Genomic DNA, 15,351 nt, shown 5'->3' on the forward strand with positions numbered 1-15,351 from the left:
ATCCCCCTTTTACTGTTGTGTTGTTCCTGCTTTTACTAGTTCTGCTGTGAATTTTGTATGCCATTGATCTTTTACCGTTTGATCTTCTAACTCTTCAACTAATGCTTCATAATAAAATTCATTATTATCATCTTTCATTGCAGTAAATTCAAGTTCTGTTTCTGCAACTTCATCCGCTCCATTTTCCACCTTAAACTTGAATCCTGTTGTAGAAGCACAATTAGAAAAGGCAACAAGTTTTTGTAAATCTTCAAATTCATCAACCACATCAGCAGTTAGGATAAATGGTTTTCCTTTAGATTTCGAACCATATGACCATACACCAGGTTTTAAACCATCTGTTTTTAATCCAAAAATCTTTCTAAGAACATCTACACGTAAATGTCCTGAAAGAGTCAAATTTATTTTAGATGGTCTAGAAATCTTTTTAACCTCTAACCCCTCACACTTTTTAACGACTTCAAGCATTTCTGTTTCACCTTCGATAGTCCCAACACAACCGAACTTTGTTCCTGTTTGTTGTACTCCACCTTCAATAAATTGAATCCCCACATTTGTAAATGTCATTGGATCAAATTCTTCAATAATTGTTTTTGGCATATCATGAACCTCCTAATGTTTGTTGAATAACTTTATCTAACTCCGTATTTAAGCTTTCTGATATTTTTGGTGTCGCTTTTCGCAATCCTTTTTCTAATATCTTTTTTGGAGTGTTTTTTGCTGATCTTCCAATACCTAAGTCGGGATATTTCAAATAATTAAACCTTGGTGTTGGACGAATCGTAAAACCAAGGTTCATTTTGCTATTTGTTAATGCTTTTTCGTTTTTAGCATGTTTCTTATTTCTAACTCGCCTTTTCCATGTAGAAACAGGGATTTGAGGTTGAATTGATTCTACTGCAATATTGACACCGTCATTATGTAGCACTTTATTTAGTGCTTGCTCTGACTTGTTCGGAATCTGTTTCAGTTTGTTTTCTAATTTCTCAATATCTCCAAACTCTAAACTCCATGAACTAGCAGCCATATTTTACAAGCCTTGTTACATAAATCTCAATTTCATCAATGTATTCATCTAGTTCGCCTTTTTGAATAGACGTTTTATTAGAATGTTGAAATGAATGTCCTGCAGATTCAAGTGCTGCAATAGTATCTAACATTCTTTCATCTAGATCATCACGATTTTCAGAATAATAACGAATTAAAACATTTTGTTTTAGTGTGAACTTGTTATCTGTTTTTTCAAAACCGCCTGTTTCAAAAATGAAATAATGATAATTTTCTTCTTCATCTTCACTCACTTGATCTTGATAAACCCCTACCTCAAAATGTTCTTTCAACTTTGAAATTAGCAAGCTATTCATTTTTTGCAGTCGTTTCTTCGATTGTTCGTTGCTCATCATATCCACCTACTTCCTGCAAATAAAAATATAAATATTGCTTGTCTGAATCAACTTTAATCACATCGTATTGCAAACCATCTATAACTACTTTTAACTTGTTCTTATTAACGGAACGAAAAGAAGGAGGAAACAGTGTTTTTACTTTCTTATCTAGCTTTGCATTTAATAGTCCACAAGATTGATAATCACTATCCCGTGCAGATAATTCCCTAAAAGCAAGTTTACCTTCTTCAGAAAAAATCCCCTTAATCCGTTTTCCATTTTCACTACGTTTTGTTTCTGTCCGTCCGTATTTTAGAAAACCGTCATTAAATGTTTCGTTATATGGCTTCATCTTTTGCCCTCTCTTTTAAGGCGGCATCTATAATTAACCGTTGTAATTCCCCTCGAAAATTCTTTTCAAAATCTTCTAGAGCATTGTTGTATTCATATCTGCAACGCTCAATCAATAATTGCTTTACTTGATTTTCTTCATCAAATGAAAAAGACGTACCACAAAGATTTTGTAAATACGCCTTTCCACGTTCAATTGTTTTATTTATTTGTTCATCTTCATCATTCCAAGTGATACGCAAACGGCTTTTTACATCTTCAAGTAATGTTTCATCTAATGTTTTCCCCATTTTAATCACCATTTGTAACTGATTCCTCTATAATTTTACGAATATCCTCTTTTAAGGTTGCAGAAGAAATATCTATATTATGTTGATTTGCGTAAGCAATTAATTCTGGTTTTAACATGCTACTAAAATCAATTCCCTCCACTCTTAATGTGGAGGATCTATTAGGGTGTAGGTGTTTGACTACCACCAGCTTTTAAGCTGCTAATATCAAATACTAAGAACGATTCATTATCTTTTGGACGACCATTTGCATATTGCTTAGATAAATAAACTGTTTCATCTTCTAAGAATTTATATTCTGTTGATACTTCAATTTTTTGAGTCGAACCAACACCCATAAAGTAATCACTTGCAATCCCTGCAACCATCTTTCCTTTTGGAACAGCTAAAGACTGAATAACTGTAGCTGGAATTGGAAGCACACCAGATACATATGCACCATTTTGTGTTAAGAATGTAGTTGCTGGGAAGATTTTTTCCCAATAATCAAGAGGATTCACAACCATAAGTGCATTATTTACGGCACGTCGTCCACCTTTTGTTAGTGGTGCCATAACTTCTTTTCCTAATGATTCTGGTGATAAACTAGTAAGCACAATTGCTTTTTTATCACTATAAACTCCTGCTGTTACCGCTGCATTAAGATCTTTCATCATCCCAATTGGTTGGTCTTTCCCTGTTCCATTTACAATTGCTTCTTCTAACGCAATTGCCATTGATTCCGTTAAAATTTCACGAACATAACGATCTAACCAAACTGGGCCCAAATCTAACATTGCGTTACAAACTGGAACATATGCACTTAATTTATATAAGTTTGTTGGGATAGCTTCAAAACCATCATCTAATAATTCTTTAATTTCTTCACAAAGTTTTCCCCACCAAGCAGATTGTACATTTCCTTTTTTCACAATCCATTCTGTTACACCAGTCGTATTTACAAATTCAATATAGTTTAACAATGCGTGATTCGTACGTAAATACTCAAATACACGTTCAAAAACTGTTGCAGGTACTAACTTTTCAACTCCTGCAAAACCTTTATTTGCGATTACTTCGTTATAATATGACTGTTCCTCTTTTGTTAAAACTTGCAGTCCACGGCTTGCCATAACTTGTTGATCTGTTAAATCTTCATTTACTGCTCTACGTGCTTCATTGATAATATTTTCTTGGATAGAATTTGCAAACTCTACCATAGCTGCAGCTGCAGCTTCTTCATTTCCGCTATTCATTGCATTTAATAATTTTTCTTTCATTTCGTTTTGTTTCTGTGCTTCACGATCTAAATTTTTAATTGCCATTTTTCATTTCCTCCTATTTTATGCAAAATAAAAAACACTACCTTTTGGAAGTGTTCAATGCTGTTAGTAATGTAAATAAAGCATTTTTAGTATTCGTATTTTCTTGGTTTTCTTCTTTTGTACTAGCTGATACTGATGATATATATTTGTTTAATATTTTTTCTTTTGCTGTTTCATCATCTTCATTATCTTCTTCTGGTATTTCAATCTCATCTACCATTTCATCACAGAAGCCAAATGTTTTACATTCTTCAGCAGTCAACCAAGTTTCTTCTGCTAACAATTCCTCTAATTCGTTTCTTTCTCCTACAAATCGGGAAGTATAGCTTTCTGTTACTGCAGTATCAATTTTATCAAGGCGATCAGCTACTTTTCGTAAACCTTCAGCATTACCAGCTGCATATGTCCACGCTCTATGAATCATCATCATTGTATTCTTCGGCATAATAATTTTATCGGCTGCCATTGCAATAACAGATGCTCCACTTGCTGCCAAACCATCAATGTGAATAACGATTTGGGCAGAATGATTTTTTAATAAATTAGAGATGGCAATTGATTCAAATACATCTCCACCACCACTATTGACGTGAATGTTAATTGTTTTGGCTGTAATATTCTTTAACTGTTCTCGCACTTTACTACTTGAGATACCGTCATACCAAGAATACGCTGAAATAGTTCCATACATATATAAGTCTGCTTCTTCAGTATTAGCGCTATTAAGTACCTCAAATCGATTTTTGATTTTCGGAATTTCCGTTACTGTCATTCTCATCACCTCCCCCTAATGCTGCTGCATTTTCAACTGATTCATAGTTTTTCGTAACATACCGTTTATTTGCCCATTCCTCATTAATTGGTTCACGTCCTAACATCCGTAAAATATCATTAATTGAATTTGCACCAATTCTAAAGAACACATCACAAGCACTTGCTAGCTGTGTAATATCTACATATTTAATACGACTCGTATCTACTTTTAAATATGTTCGTTCTAAGTACTCTTCCTTCTTATAAAACTTCCGATTTATTTCATCTGCAATAAGTTCTACAAGCGGATTAATACAGAACATAAGGAAATTATCTGTTTGCTTGGAGACATCGACAACATCACCTTTTAACATTCCTTTTGGTACATGAAAAGCCATTGAAACAAAATCAATAATGTCATCAACAAGTGCTTTAATATCTCGACTATCTAATTTGTTTCCTTTGGAAGTGTTACTAAAATTCTCTAATGTATATCCATCTTGTAATTGGAACACAGCACCTGCATTATCTGCTTCAAAAAACGCTTTAAACTGTTCATTGAACATTGCATCCATTTGTTGTTGTATTTCTGGTGTTTGCGCTCTTAAAAATTCACCTTTCACCACAACACGCATTGCATTAGAACGCTTATAAATACTTGTAGCAGAAGTAATTAATTTTCCCCAGCTGCTATATAAACCATCAATTACATTCATGATATTTTCATCATTTAATTGAAAATAAAAAACCTCACTCTCTTTAAATACCTTTTCGGTAAAAGTGAAGTTTTTAACAGTAACGCCTTTATATATATTTTCTTTTAATGCAAATTCTTCTTTGCTAAAACTGTCTGCAATATATAGTTGATCGTTATGCATAATTACTAAACATTCATTATCATAAATTAAATGTGAGACTAAACTATGCATAAATTGTGAAGCGTTTTGGTTTTGGTTGGGCTGCACATTAAATAAATAGTGATTTCCCTTTCGAACTTCTTTTCCTTTTTCAAAGGTTTGAAATTCACAACGAACAAGCGTATTTGCAATTAAATCTACACAAGTATTAACAGCTAGTTTTTTAAAGAAGTAATCAATGGAAGCTTCATAAAAACAGCTTTTTAAATCTGCCCTGCTCCTTTTTCCAAACCAACTGCCTATCCAATCAATTAAACCCATTCCTTCACCTGCCTTTCTAGTAAATTCTTACTTTAAATGCACCAACAGAAAATGGTTTTGCTTCTGTTAATTCACTATCTTGTGTTAAAGCATGAGTAAAAGCAAAGAAACCATCTGTTTTCCGTTTCTCTTTATCAATCTTGCAATACTCTTTGTTACCATTTCCTTTTTCATCTACATAAACATTCCCTACATACCAACGCATTAGCGGATCATCACCAAATACAATTAACTGTTTAATAAACATCTCATCAATTAATGGTGCTAATTTTGCATGTGTAATCGGGCCTCTTCTTACAATTTCTAAAGGAATACCCGTTTCTTTGAATTTCTCCTCTAAGATAGAAGCACGGAAACTATCACAAGCGACTTTCTTGATATTAAATATTTTTGCTTGTTCTAAATACCAATTTACAACACGATCTGCATCAATGGATTTATCATAAACAATCGTACATAATCCTTTTTCTTTTGCAATTTCAATAATATCGGGGTTGATATCTTGCAATTTTAAAGCCATATGATGAATGAAAGTGTGCTGCATCCAATATCTTTTCCCATCATGTTTAAATAACAAACCAACAGAACAAAAGTCTCGAACATCTGCAAAATCAATACCGCCTACTGCATCAATACCTTTTAGATTCTCTGGAAAAAGTTGATCTGTTGCTAATCTATCTTCATAGATTGCAACCTCTTTTCTAGAATCTTCAACTGGCGAATTCATTCGTTTTGTCATAAATTCAATACGTAATGAACTGTTTTTCTGCATATCGTAGTATTCTTGACGCATTTTTTGTTGTAAAGATGGATTATATCGGTATGATGGATTTGCTTTTTCCCACATTTCTTCATTATCTACTTCTGACGGATCATCTAATTTACAAATGAACGGAAATAATGTGGAATCTGGCAACTCTTTATTCAATACTGCTCTTGCTTCTTCTTTTAAATCATCAAGAACACCACCACGAACATAACCATCTGTAGAAATATAGAAAATACGTGGATCTTTCTTTTTACCAAGACCAGAAGTAAATACCTTTATATTCTTGTAATTGTCATATTCATGTATCTCATCGAAAATAACAATACCAGAACGCTTACCATCTTTTGTTCTAGCATTTGATGTATTATAGTTCATTTTTGATTTTGTACGCTTATGTTGAATCAATGTTTGAGACTTATAAAAATTCTTCTTCATTTTTTTCTTATGTTTTGGATCATCTAAAACATTGTAAACATCTTCGAATGAGGTTTTTGCTTGATCTTCTGATGTTGCAACAATATCAATATCGTAGTTTGGTATTCCATGATGTGATGTCAGCATAAAAAAACTATCGTAACCCATCCAACCATTCTTACCAGCACCACGCCCTAATAAATTAAAAAAGCGATCAAACATCAATCGACCATCATCATAACGAACGCCAAATATAAATGCATTGCAAAACTTCTGCCAAGGGAATAATTGAAAAGGAAAATAAGGTGCTGGAACACTCACTGATTTTCCAATTGCTTCTGCATCTATTACAACGTTTGGTTGATCTAATTTCCATCGTAGAAATTCCATAAGCTGTTTTTGTTCTTTACAAGCTTGAATTTCTCCATTTTCAACCATTCTCATGTAATCATCAATGTAGGGGTGATAATTATACGTCTTCGTCATCATCATCATCCTTATCTACTTCTGTTGCTTTCAATCCTAGTTCTGCTAAAAGTTTAAGCATTTGAGCATTCGTTTTATTTAGTTCACTAATACTTTCATTTTTCTTTTTGCCCCTTTGCTTTCCATTCGACCAATCAACAACAACACCCCTTTCTTCTATATCAAGAATGAGATTGTTTTTAATATCCCAAAGTGCCATATAGTCAGATAATAAATCTACATAATGTGCACCGAATGTTCCGTTTTCCTGCAATTGATTCATCAAATCTTGTTTAATGGTCTCTTTTAGCTGATTAATTTTCGGTTTTAGTTTTGTGTGCACCCTTTTCTTTCTTGGTGCAACCTTTTGTGTTTTGTGTGCACCCTCTCTTTGCCAGTTATATCTTTTTTTCCAGGACTTGACGGTATTCATAGAAACAGAATATTTTTCTGCTATATCCTTATACTTCATACCGCTTAAATAGTCACTGTGAGCGGCTTCTTGAGGTGTCGCATTATTATTCATCCATATTCACCACCTCTTTCCATGCATCGTATTTGAGGCGGTTTTAAACGAATTTAAAAAGGATGCACCCTGTATTTTGTGTACACCCCTCCCCCTCACGTGAGAAAATCAAAAAATATTTTTTCCGACGTCCCCTCCCCGTTGAATGGTTCCCCAGAAAAAAAGCTAAAATTTTTGACCGGGGGGGGTTTTAGGAAACTAATTCAAAGTATGTTTCGATAAAATCTAAAATAAAAAAGACTTCTTCACTAGAAATCTTTAGAATATCTATAGTAAATTTTAATTTCTCTTCATCTTGCGATCTTTCTCTTACATCAATAAGTTTAAGTCGTTTGCACTTCCTTGGATTAACACAGTCTCTTATCTGACAGTAACGCCAGTAAGAATACTTTCTAAACTGATTCAACATGTCACGTTCATATGAAGTTCGTTCTTCCTTATCAGTATCAGCATATTGAATCATTAAGTCAGTATCGAATGTCCAACTACCATCCACAATAATCATAGCTACCACCGTTCCTCATTCAAGAACTTAGGTTTTTTCTTCTCAATCTTATCTAACCGATCATGTACTTCATTATGACATCGAATGCATAAACATTGTAAGTTATCCAAGTCTAATGCTAAATGTGGATGCGTCTTTACTTCTTTAAGATGATGCACATTCTCAGCAGGTTTGTATTTACCTTTTGACTTACACATCTGACATTCATAGTTATCTCGCTTTAAAGCTTTAAGCCTTAGCTCTCTCCACTCTTTAGACTTGTAGAACTTCATAAGTTTTCATTCTCTTATGAGTTTAATATAGTCAATCATTAGCACACCATCCTTGCTCGTACACAGATAGGCTTACGATACATAACCTGTGATCTTATTACTTTATGTTTAACGTATCCATATACTGGACGCTCTGGACGTTCCAACTTATACTCCATATACTTTGCTGAAAGTTCTTTAATTTGTTCCCAGTAGCTAGAAAACAACTGAGAGATTACTTTATATAATTCATACGCTAACTTGTTAAAGGCTTCTCTAAGTGATTCAATATTAATGTTCATTCCTTCACCCCTTAACCTTCTTTATCCTCACCAATGCGATAACCAAAATATACTACTAATAAAGTAACAAGTGTACCTATGAAGTATCCCATAAGACCTCCTAACCAAAACACCCCATCACTTCCTCACAATAAAATAAGACGCTAAACCGATAACGGCAGCGCCTAGGATAATTGATATTGGTTTAATCATTATGCTTAATGTTCTTTCATTCTTGAAGGCATGCTAACTTTTCTAAAAGATCATAATAACTACCATAAGAATCTATAACTCCTTTACATGGTCCCACTGTCAAGGCGCCTTTAGGGTCTTGCTCTTTCCACTTCCTGCTAGCTTCTTCCATAATATATCCAAGTTGATGTGTATTGTTAGCAATAAATCGTTGTATTTCGTCCATCATTTATCTTCCTTCCTGTTAAAACTATCCGCTTTATATAATAAAAAGAGCACCCGTTTCCGCGAGCGCTCCTTTTAAGGGATTACGAGAATCCCATTAACGAAAGTCAAGGCTACTAAAGTTAATGAGGTACAAGTAGTATATGCTTGTCTCATTCAAATGTTCACTAGTTTAATGTGTAATTTCTATATAACAAAGAAAAGCACCCGAATGGATGCTATATCACTACTTATTAAATTGTAATTTAAATACGGTAAATGAAGTTTTATTCTTTTCTCAAGAAGCCAATGTTGTTTGCACAACTGCATCTACACAGTATCAAGTTCCTGAGAGAAGAGCAAAAAGCCCTCCTATATTAACGATATCATTCAATCAGTACCATTAAAGCTGGTTACGGATTTTAAATTATGCCGTCAATATGAAGCCGTTTAGAATTTTATAAAAGAATCCTTGTGAGCAATGTTTTCCGCCATTACTCACAATACAAATATAACACGGTAATTCCAAAACAACCGGCACATTTACTGCCAAAAAGCGGTCACGACTCTGCCACTTATTTTAATTTGTCAATAATCCTTATTTCCCTAGACAAGCTCATTGCAACAGCCATAAAGAATAAATTGAATTTTCATTTAGGTATTATGCTTGATCTGATTGTAGAACATGTAATGGAGGTGGAATAATCCAACCTTTTTTCTTATTCAGACGAAGCAATATAGCTCCAGCTTGTGCTTTTTTCATATGGAATTGACCAAACATCATTCCTACATCTTCTCGAAGTGATTGTCCCATAGCTTGGCTACATGCTACCAAACCTGCTGCAAGACCTGCAGAAACCGTTGCTGCAATTTCTGCGTCATTTATACGAGCACCAGGTGGAATAGTTTCAATAGATGCAACTGGTCTTTCTGGAGGTGCTGGCGGTAATGCAACACCATTTAATTTTAATAAATTTTTTAATTCTTCAACTTCTGATTGGATATCATTGTCTACAAGGTTTTCTAAAAATTTCTTTAAGTCCTCATCTCCTGTATGGTTAATGAGAACTTGATAACCAGCGATTGCACCTTGTGCTGCTGCAAGATAACTCCAAATCCCAAAGACTTCTCCGTAGTGCATTGGTTCATTTTGTGGATTTCCACTTAAAACACCCATTAAAATATTCCTCCTTAAAGAAATTAAACTTTTAATAACAACTCTTACTATAGAAAAAATTTCCCCAACCATGTTCCGGGTTAAAGAAAATAAGTTCTTATAACTCATAAGGCACACCTTACCCATATATAGTAATTACACCTTATAGAATGTACTGCTACAAAAAAATTATTCATATAAATAACACATATATTTCAATTAACATAATCCATTATTATCAGTACTTTTAATAATAGAAATTAAAGATATTTATCATAATTTTAACTCAAATGAATTTATATATTCTTAAACGAATATTGTCTAAAGGAACTGGAGACATTACTAAATATGAAAGGAGGGAAAACCATGAAGAAAAAACTGTCATCTATTTTAGGTGCCCTATTACTAACTATTTTGGTTTTTGGTACAAGCGTCCATGCTGAATACGATGGATATAATACGGATAGAGTTAACAATAATAATATTACAACTCGAGTTAATGACAATAACATGAATAGAGTTAATTATGATACTAGAACTCGAAATGTGAATACAACAAATGATTTGAATAATGATCGTGATAATAATAATAATAATTGGGCATGGCTTGGTTTATTAGGACTAGTAGGTTTATTCGGTCTTAGAAGAAAAGAAAAAGAACCAGAAAGACGTTAATGTAGAACATTGCATTTAACTTAAAAAGATACTTATTCATCAAAAAAATGCAAAATGAATAAACTATGAATCGCCTTTAATATGGCGATTTTTTATTTTTTCAAAATCAATAATAATTATATAAAAACGGATATTACTAATCGGAAACAATGAATTTCTTAACTTGATGGTAATAGAACGGTATGTCCATTTAAAGAACAACGCTTCTTTTTTATACCGTCGCTTCACTTACCCATATCTTATATTTTGTGTAACTGCCCCTATCGCTGAATCCCTTGATATCCATAGCTTCATAACACTTTCCTTTTTGAGTTACACAACACATAAAAAATGGATAACTATAAAAGACAAAAAAATAAAAAGGATGTTGCTATATTTTGAATCTGGTCATAGCTTTATCCATTGCATCTTGGTTAACACCTATGTATCTTAATGTAACTCTTTCGGATGAATGGTTAAATATCTCCATCAGCCATGCGATATTCTTCGTTTGCATGTACATATGATAGCCGAATGTCTTACGTAATGTATGCGTTCCTATTTCGTCTAACCCAAACTCTGCTGCAGTACTTCTAAGTATCTTATATGCCATACTTCGTCCGATTGGTTTATTCTTTCCTTCGCGACTCTTAATCAAGTACTCATTATCATCTCTTTCTTCGATATACCAACGTAATTCTCTTTTTAATGCTGGTGTCAATTGAATACGTTTCTGTTTTCCTGTCTTCTTTTCTCTCATTGAAATATGACTACCTTTTAAATCACCTATTTTAAGCTTGAGGATGTCACTAATACGTAGCCCGGTATTAATTCCCATTACAAATAGAATATAGTTTCGTATATTCTCCTCTTTTAAGTATTCTTTAATTTGTTGTATTTGCTCTGGATCTCGAATAGGTTGGACAAAATTCATAGATCATCCCCTCCATAATGCTTTTCTACCTCATATGCTTCTAATCTCAGAGCGAAAGCTAGTTTATAAAAAGCATTAGACTTATTACGTCTATATGTACGCTCACTCATGCCAATCTCGTTATAAACCATATAATCAAAAACTTCTTCATCTTCTAAATAACGTTTTATAATAATGTCTCTTTGATTCTTACTAAACCTACTTAATGCCTTGTCGATCTGAAAAGATAGGCGTTTTAACCTTTCTTCTCTTATACTTAATCCTATATTCGCTAAAGCAACATCTTCAGCTGGTTTCCCTACTACATTTGTTGGTCCATGATATCTTATCTCACCTGAAGCTGTAACCTTCATTTCATTTCTAATCATCCCAAATTGTCTATAAATACGAACGTTTTCAAGAACCTCTTCTAATCGAGATTGTGTTGCTTTACGGTCGATTTTTGGTAAGAATGTCAATTGTGTCATATATATAAACACTCCTTGTCTATTTTATTAATGAAAATAAAAAAAGCGGACACCAAACCACAGAGCAATATTGTTATTACTCTTAATAGTTTGATGTCCGCTGGTTCTTCCAGTAGGACTAAATATTTAATTTCTATTATTATATCATTTTCTTTCGTCTTAGTAATTTTTAAATGGATTATTTTGTTCAATTTCTGGATAGATGTTAATATTCTTCATAAAGGAGGTCTATTGATGAAGAATTTATGGACAAAGATTTTTATAGGTGTTCTCATAGGAATTCTTATAGGAACTGCTCTTTTAATAACATTATATTTTGTTAGTGTTTCACTTTTTTGGAATCAGCCCTAAATTAAAAGTGTTTTAAAATCCTACTATTAAAAATATCCTCACGTTTATTTAACGAGTATTCCGTCAATAATGTAGATAGGCTGTATGCCAAAACTCATTTAAATTTCTTTCTCCGTCCCCCTTTTGGAGATACCTTGGAGCCGAACAGTTAGCTTTTGCTAGCTGCTCTTTTATTTAAAATGCAATTTTTATTTTCACCTTTAACTGATACACACATATATTAATAATCTAAATACAAATGTTAACTAGCTCCTTAAAGAGCACTATTCGAAAGTGCTCTTTTTGGTTAATCCAACCTTTTTTCAAATAGCGTTTTTGTTGATTTTTGACACATTTAAATGAAACAAGCATATGTTATTGTATAAAGACCCTCACCCATAAAAACTTATCTTCCTATGAGCACACTATATTTGTGCTCTTTTTGATTTTTTAAATAGACATTTTCTTTTTTACATATTTTCAAATAGGATGCACACACTATCCATAAGCCGTTCGAACTAGCGGCTTCACTCTCTCTTTCAATGGGTATGCAATTAGTTAATCTCACAAACTCATGAGACCCACAGGCAGGCAACTAAAAATGTTGTCTGCCAAATCATTAACAAATTTTGTATAATCTTTTCCCATTCACACATACTATCCATGAGTCAATTTACCAATACGAGTCATTTTGGTGCTTTTAAAATTTCCCTAATTTATTTTACTCCTCATGGGACAAGCAATTTCGCTTGTCCTATTTGCAATTAAGGCTTTATCTTTATGTCTCTTTTTCTGATTCTCTACATTTAAATTTATTTTTCATTTAGTATTAAAAGCAAAAGTTTGCACATTATAAAAAATGTTGCTCACTACTATGTGGGTACAAAAGGAGGATTTTAAAATGGACAAACGAACAGAGAAACAAGTTGAAGCTGTAGCACGTAAAGCTGCTGACTTAGAAGTTTCACAAGAATTAACTAGTCTTAAAAATCAAATTCAACAGTTACAACAGTCTTTATCTCAAGCATCTCAAGGTCAACAACCGCAACAAGGATTGCAACAAGCTAACCAACTGATGCAACAGCTTCAACAATTTAGCCAGCAGTCTCAACAACAAATGCAACAAGTTGATCAACAATTACAACAAACTATTCAACAAGCTATTCAAACACTAAATCAAGGGTTACAATATCTACAAGCTAATCAGACATTAAGCCAAGTAAATCAAGCTATTTCTCAGGCTCAATCACAAGTTGGCCAAATGGGCGGACAACAAGGGCAACAAGGGCAACAAGGGCAACAAATGGGCGGACAACAAGGGCAACAAATGGGTAACCAGCAAGGTCAGCAAATGGGCGGACAGCAACTATTTTAATAAACGCATTCTTAACAATCCAAGAAGCAGTAATTTTTCCGTATCTTATATAACAGTAAGTAAACTCCAATTTCTTTTTGTTAGTTATTTTTAGTATCAAATAAACATCAATACAGTTCTTGTAAGAGCACTTTTCTATAGTGCTCTTTTCTGATACAGAAATCTAAATACCAAAATGAATTTTTTAATATTTATCCTTTTCATCCCTGTATAACATTTCAAATCCCGTTTATACCATAGCTGTAACTTATGGATATGAGGCATATTCACTCATACGCCCTACTTTTATAGAGGGTTTTTTAAAATTTTGTTAACACCTTTTTGAGATTAGCATATCTTATCTTATACTACTCATTGATTCAAAGAGCACTTTGGCTCAGTGTTCTTTGACACCTATCTTTTGAAAAGCACTGCATACCAGTGCTCTTTTTTGCGTATACATATTGTGATTTCAATTATTTAATTTTCACGCTTACAGCGACACCAACGTATACATATAAAAATAAGTGAAAACCTATTAGGCATTAGAACCCTCTTTCTAGGAGCATCTTAAAAAGATGCCCTTTTTACATATACAAGTCAGATATCAAATAGCATTTTTGCTGATTTTTTGAACCTTTAAATAAGACAAGCATATGATATTGTATGGAGACCCTCTCTCATAAGAACCTATTTTTCTAAGAGCACATTTATATGTGTGCTCTTTTTTATTTGCTACAAAATAACTATTTTATTAAGTTTCTCAATTTACTAAAGTAATGCTCTCGAAAAGGCATTCATATATATATTTATCGAATGCGCTTTGGAATTCTTAGAAAATCAAATACTTTAGGAGTTGATTAACATGGAAAATAAATCACCAAAATTAATAATTCCTCCTGACACGAAAATCCAATTTACATTTTTCTCTCCTTCTGGTGAAGTAATTTTCAAACAATCTCTAGCAAACGAAACTTTAGAGTCCATCATACTTCCTATTCATTGTCCTATCGAATACGAAAGACTTGAAGCTGTAAGAATCCCATTATCTAAAGAATAGCTCTCCATAGAAAGTTACCCAAATCCCCTTAATTGCAGGGGATTTTCCAATAGAAAGTAACGCTTTTGTTTAGTTTTTCTTTTTAAACCCATCAATCACTCCGAAGATGAATCCACCTACGTTAATAGCTGCTCATGCGAATCCAATTACAATCGCTATTAGAGGCATTCCACAAAAATAGTGATACCATTTTGTGTAACTCCCCATCTTCCACCACTCATGTAACGGATTTATACCCATCATTTTTGTATCCTCATTTCTTAATAAAATTCAAATTTGATTAAAGTAACTGTGTTTTCCGTTCATCCATACGAGTTACTTTTCCACTTTTATATACAAAGGACTGTTCCCCATGGCCACTTGTTGGTGGCTCTATTGTATGAACTTGTCCATCTTTTACAACATAAATCATATTTTCTGCTAATGAAATTTCAGCCTTCATTTCTGCAATGTTTTCCTTGATAATTGCCACCGAAACCACTCCTATATGTGTTATAATTACTTTGTCGAATAATTATGTCGGGAGCA

Annotated in this window: 22 protein-coding genes; 3 read left to right on the forward strand and 19 right to left on the reverse strand. The window is 33.2% G+C overall.

From position 1 onward, the window contains the following. Positions 1-9 precede the first annotated feature (9 nt). The 16 genes from JDS96_RS01135 to JDS96_RS01210 all read right to left on the reverse strand — a co-directional run bounded on the left by JDS96_RS01135 (position 10) and on the right by JDS96_RS01210 (position 10,045). Positions 10-600: a phage tail protein gene (locus tag JDS96_RS01135; RefSeq protein WP_199665779.1), complete on the reverse strand. Its 591-nt coding sequence runs from the start codon at positions 598-600 to the stop codon at positions 10-12. A 1-nt stretch (position 601) separates the two neighbouring features. After that, positions 602-1,027 (reverse strand): hypothetical protein, encoded by a 426-nt coding sequence (locus tag JDS96_RS01140; protein WP_199665780.1) that lies wholly within the window; start codon positions 1,025-1,027, stop codon positions 602-604. Next, positions 1,017-1,403 (reverse strand): hypothetical protein, encoded by a 387-nt coding sequence (locus tag JDS96_RS01145; RefSeq protein WP_199665781.1) that lies wholly within the window; start codon positions 1,401-1,403, stop codon positions 1,017-1,019. The genes JDS96_RS01140 and JDS96_RS01145 overlap by 11 nt, the downstream gene beginning before the upstream one ends. Then, positions 1,357-1,737 (reverse strand): head-tail adaptor protein, encoded by a 381-nt coding sequence (locus JDS96_RS01150; protein WP_098678017.1) that lies wholly within the window; start codon positions 1,735-1,737, stop codon positions 1,357-1,359. The genes JDS96_RS01145 and JDS96_RS01150 overlap by 47 nt, the downstream gene beginning before the upstream one ends. Beyond that, positions 1,724-2,026 carry a head-tail connector protein gene (locus tag JDS96_RS01155; protein ID WP_026008416.1) on the reverse strand — a complete coding sequence of 101 codons (303 nt, stop codon included), beginning with the start codon at positions 2,024-2,026 and terminating at the stop codon, positions 1,724-1,726. The genes JDS96_RS01150 and JDS96_RS01155 overlap by 14 nt, the downstream gene beginning before the upstream one ends. A gap of 1 nt (position 2,027) precedes the next feature. Then, complete coding sequence (locus JDS96_RS01160) at positions 2,028-2,213, reverse strand: hypothetical protein (protein WP_199665843.1); 186 nt, start codon at positions 2,211-2,213, stop codon at positions 2,028-2,030. Next, on the reverse strand, positions 2,188-3,330 hold the full coding sequence (locus JDS96_RS01165; protein WP_199665782.1) for a phage major capsid protein: 1,143 nt from the start codon (positions 3,328-3,330) through the stop codon (positions 2,188-2,190). The genes JDS96_RS01160 and JDS96_RS01165 overlap by 26 nt, the downstream gene beginning before the upstream one ends. A 37-nt stretch (positions 3,331-3,367) precedes the next feature. Further along, positions 3,368-4,102: a head maturation protease, ClpP-related gene (locus JDS96_RS01170; protein ID WP_199665783.1), complete on the reverse strand. Its 735-nt coding sequence runs from the start codon at positions 4,100-4,102 to the stop codon at positions 3,368-3,370. Next, positions 4,062-5,261 (reverse strand): phage portal protein, encoded by a 1,200-nt coding sequence (locus JDS96_RS01175; protein ID WP_199665784.1) that lies wholly within the window; start codon positions 5,259-5,261, stop codon positions 4,062-4,064. Before JDS96_RS01175 ends, JDS96_RS01170 begins: the two co-directional genes overlap by 41 nt. A gap of 16 nt (positions 5,262-5,277) precedes the next feature. Further along, positions 5,278-6,930 carry a terminase TerL endonuclease subunit gene (locus JDS96_RS01180; RefSeq protein WP_199665785.1) on the reverse strand — a complete coding sequence of 551 codons (1,653 nt, stop codon included), beginning with the start codon at positions 6,928-6,930 and terminating at the stop codon, positions 5,278-5,280. Next, on the reverse strand, positions 6,914-7,435 hold the full coding sequence (locus JDS96_RS01185; protein ID WP_199665786.1) for a P27 family phage terminase small subunit: 522 nt from the start codon (positions 7,433-7,435) through the stop codon (positions 6,914-6,916). Before JDS96_RS01185 ends, JDS96_RS01180 begins: the two co-directional genes overlap by 17 nt. A gap of 190 nt (positions 7,436-7,625) precedes the next feature. Next, complete coding sequence (locus tag JDS96_RS01190) at positions 7,626-7,940, reverse strand: hypothetical protein (protein ID WP_033796355.1); 315 nt, start codon at positions 7,938-7,940, stop codon at positions 7,626-7,628. Between the two features lie 2 nt (positions 7,941-7,942). Beyond that, a complete protein-coding gene (locus tag JDS96_RS01195) occupies positions 7,943-8,212 on the reverse strand; it encodes an HNH endonuclease (RefSeq protein ID WP_180229605.1) in 270 nt (89 codons plus the stop codon). 38 nt (positions 8,213-8,250) lie between these two features. Beyond that, positions 8,251-8,493, reverse strand: a complete 243-nt coding sequence (locus JDS96_RS01200) for a hypothetical protein (RefSeq protein WP_033796356.1) — start codon at positions 8,491-8,493, stop codon at positions 8,251-8,253. A gap of 208 nt (positions 8,494-8,701) precedes the next feature. Beyond that, a complete protein-coding gene (locus JDS96_RS01205; protein WP_231398641.1) occupies positions 8,702-8,890 on the reverse strand; it encodes a hypothetical protein in 189 nt (62 codons plus the stop codon). Between the two features lie 639 nt (positions 8,891-9,529). Beyond that, a complete protein-coding gene (locus JDS96_RS01210) occupies positions 9,530-10,045 on the reverse strand; it encodes a DUF3231 family protein (RefSeq protein ID WP_199665787.1) in 516 nt (171 codons plus the stop codon). A 345-nt stretch (positions 10,046-10,390) separates the two neighbouring features. Between JDS96_RS01210 and JDS96_RS01215 the strand changes: the two genes are divergently transcribed. Further along, entirely contained in the window at positions 10,391-10,699 is a 309-nt protein-coding gene (locus JDS96_RS01215) for a WGxxGxxG family protein (protein ID WP_199665788.1), read from the forward strand. A gap of 370 nt (positions 10,700-11,069) precedes the next feature. Here the strand turns inward: JDS96_RS01215 and JDS96_RS01220 are convergent, their stop codons facing one another. Beyond that, positions 11,070-11,612, reverse strand: a complete 543-nt coding sequence (locus JDS96_RS01220; protein ID WP_199665789.1) for a site-specific integrase — start codon at positions 11,610-11,612, stop codon at positions 11,070-11,072. Continuing rightward, on the reverse strand, positions 11,609-12,079 hold the full coding sequence (locus tag JDS96_RS01225) for an ArpU family phage packaging/lysis transcriptional regulator (RefSeq protein ID WP_199665790.1): 471 nt from the start codon (positions 12,077-12,079) through the stop codon (positions 11,609-11,611). The genes JDS96_RS01220 and JDS96_RS01225 overlap by 4 nt, the downstream gene beginning before the upstream one ends. Positions 12,080-13,310: 1,231 nt before the next feature. Here JDS96_RS01225 and JDS96_RS01230 point away from each other — a divergent pair. Further along, the gene (locus JDS96_RS01230; RefSeq protein WP_199665791.1) at positions 13,311-13,784 is read left to right on the forward strand and encodes a hypothetical protein; all 474 of its coding nucleotides are present in this window, start codon (positions 13,311-13,313) and stop codon (positions 13,782-13,784) included. Positions 13,785-14,628: 844 nt separating this feature from the next. Continuing rightward, positions 14,629-14,823, forward strand: a complete 195-nt coding sequence (locus JDS96_RS01235) for a hypothetical protein (protein WP_003208133.1) — start codon at positions 14,629-14,631, stop codon at positions 14,821-14,823. 280 nt (positions 14,824-15,103) lie between these two features. On the opposite strand, the gene JDS96_RS01240 is transcribed toward JDS96_RS01235, so the two are convergent. Then, positions 15,104-15,295: a DUF3954 domain-containing protein gene (locus tag JDS96_RS01240; RefSeq protein ID WP_098125126.1), complete on the reverse strand. Its 192-nt coding sequence runs from the start codon at positions 15,293-15,295 to the stop codon at positions 15,104-15,106. Between the last annotated feature and the right edge of the window lie 56 nt (positions 15,296-15,351).

Source organism: Bacillus cereus group sp. N21, from assembly GCF_016483395.1.
Taxonomy (GTDB): domain Bacteria; phylum Bacillota; class Bacilli; order Bacillales; family Bacillaceae_G; genus Bacillus_A; species Bacillus_A pseudomycoides.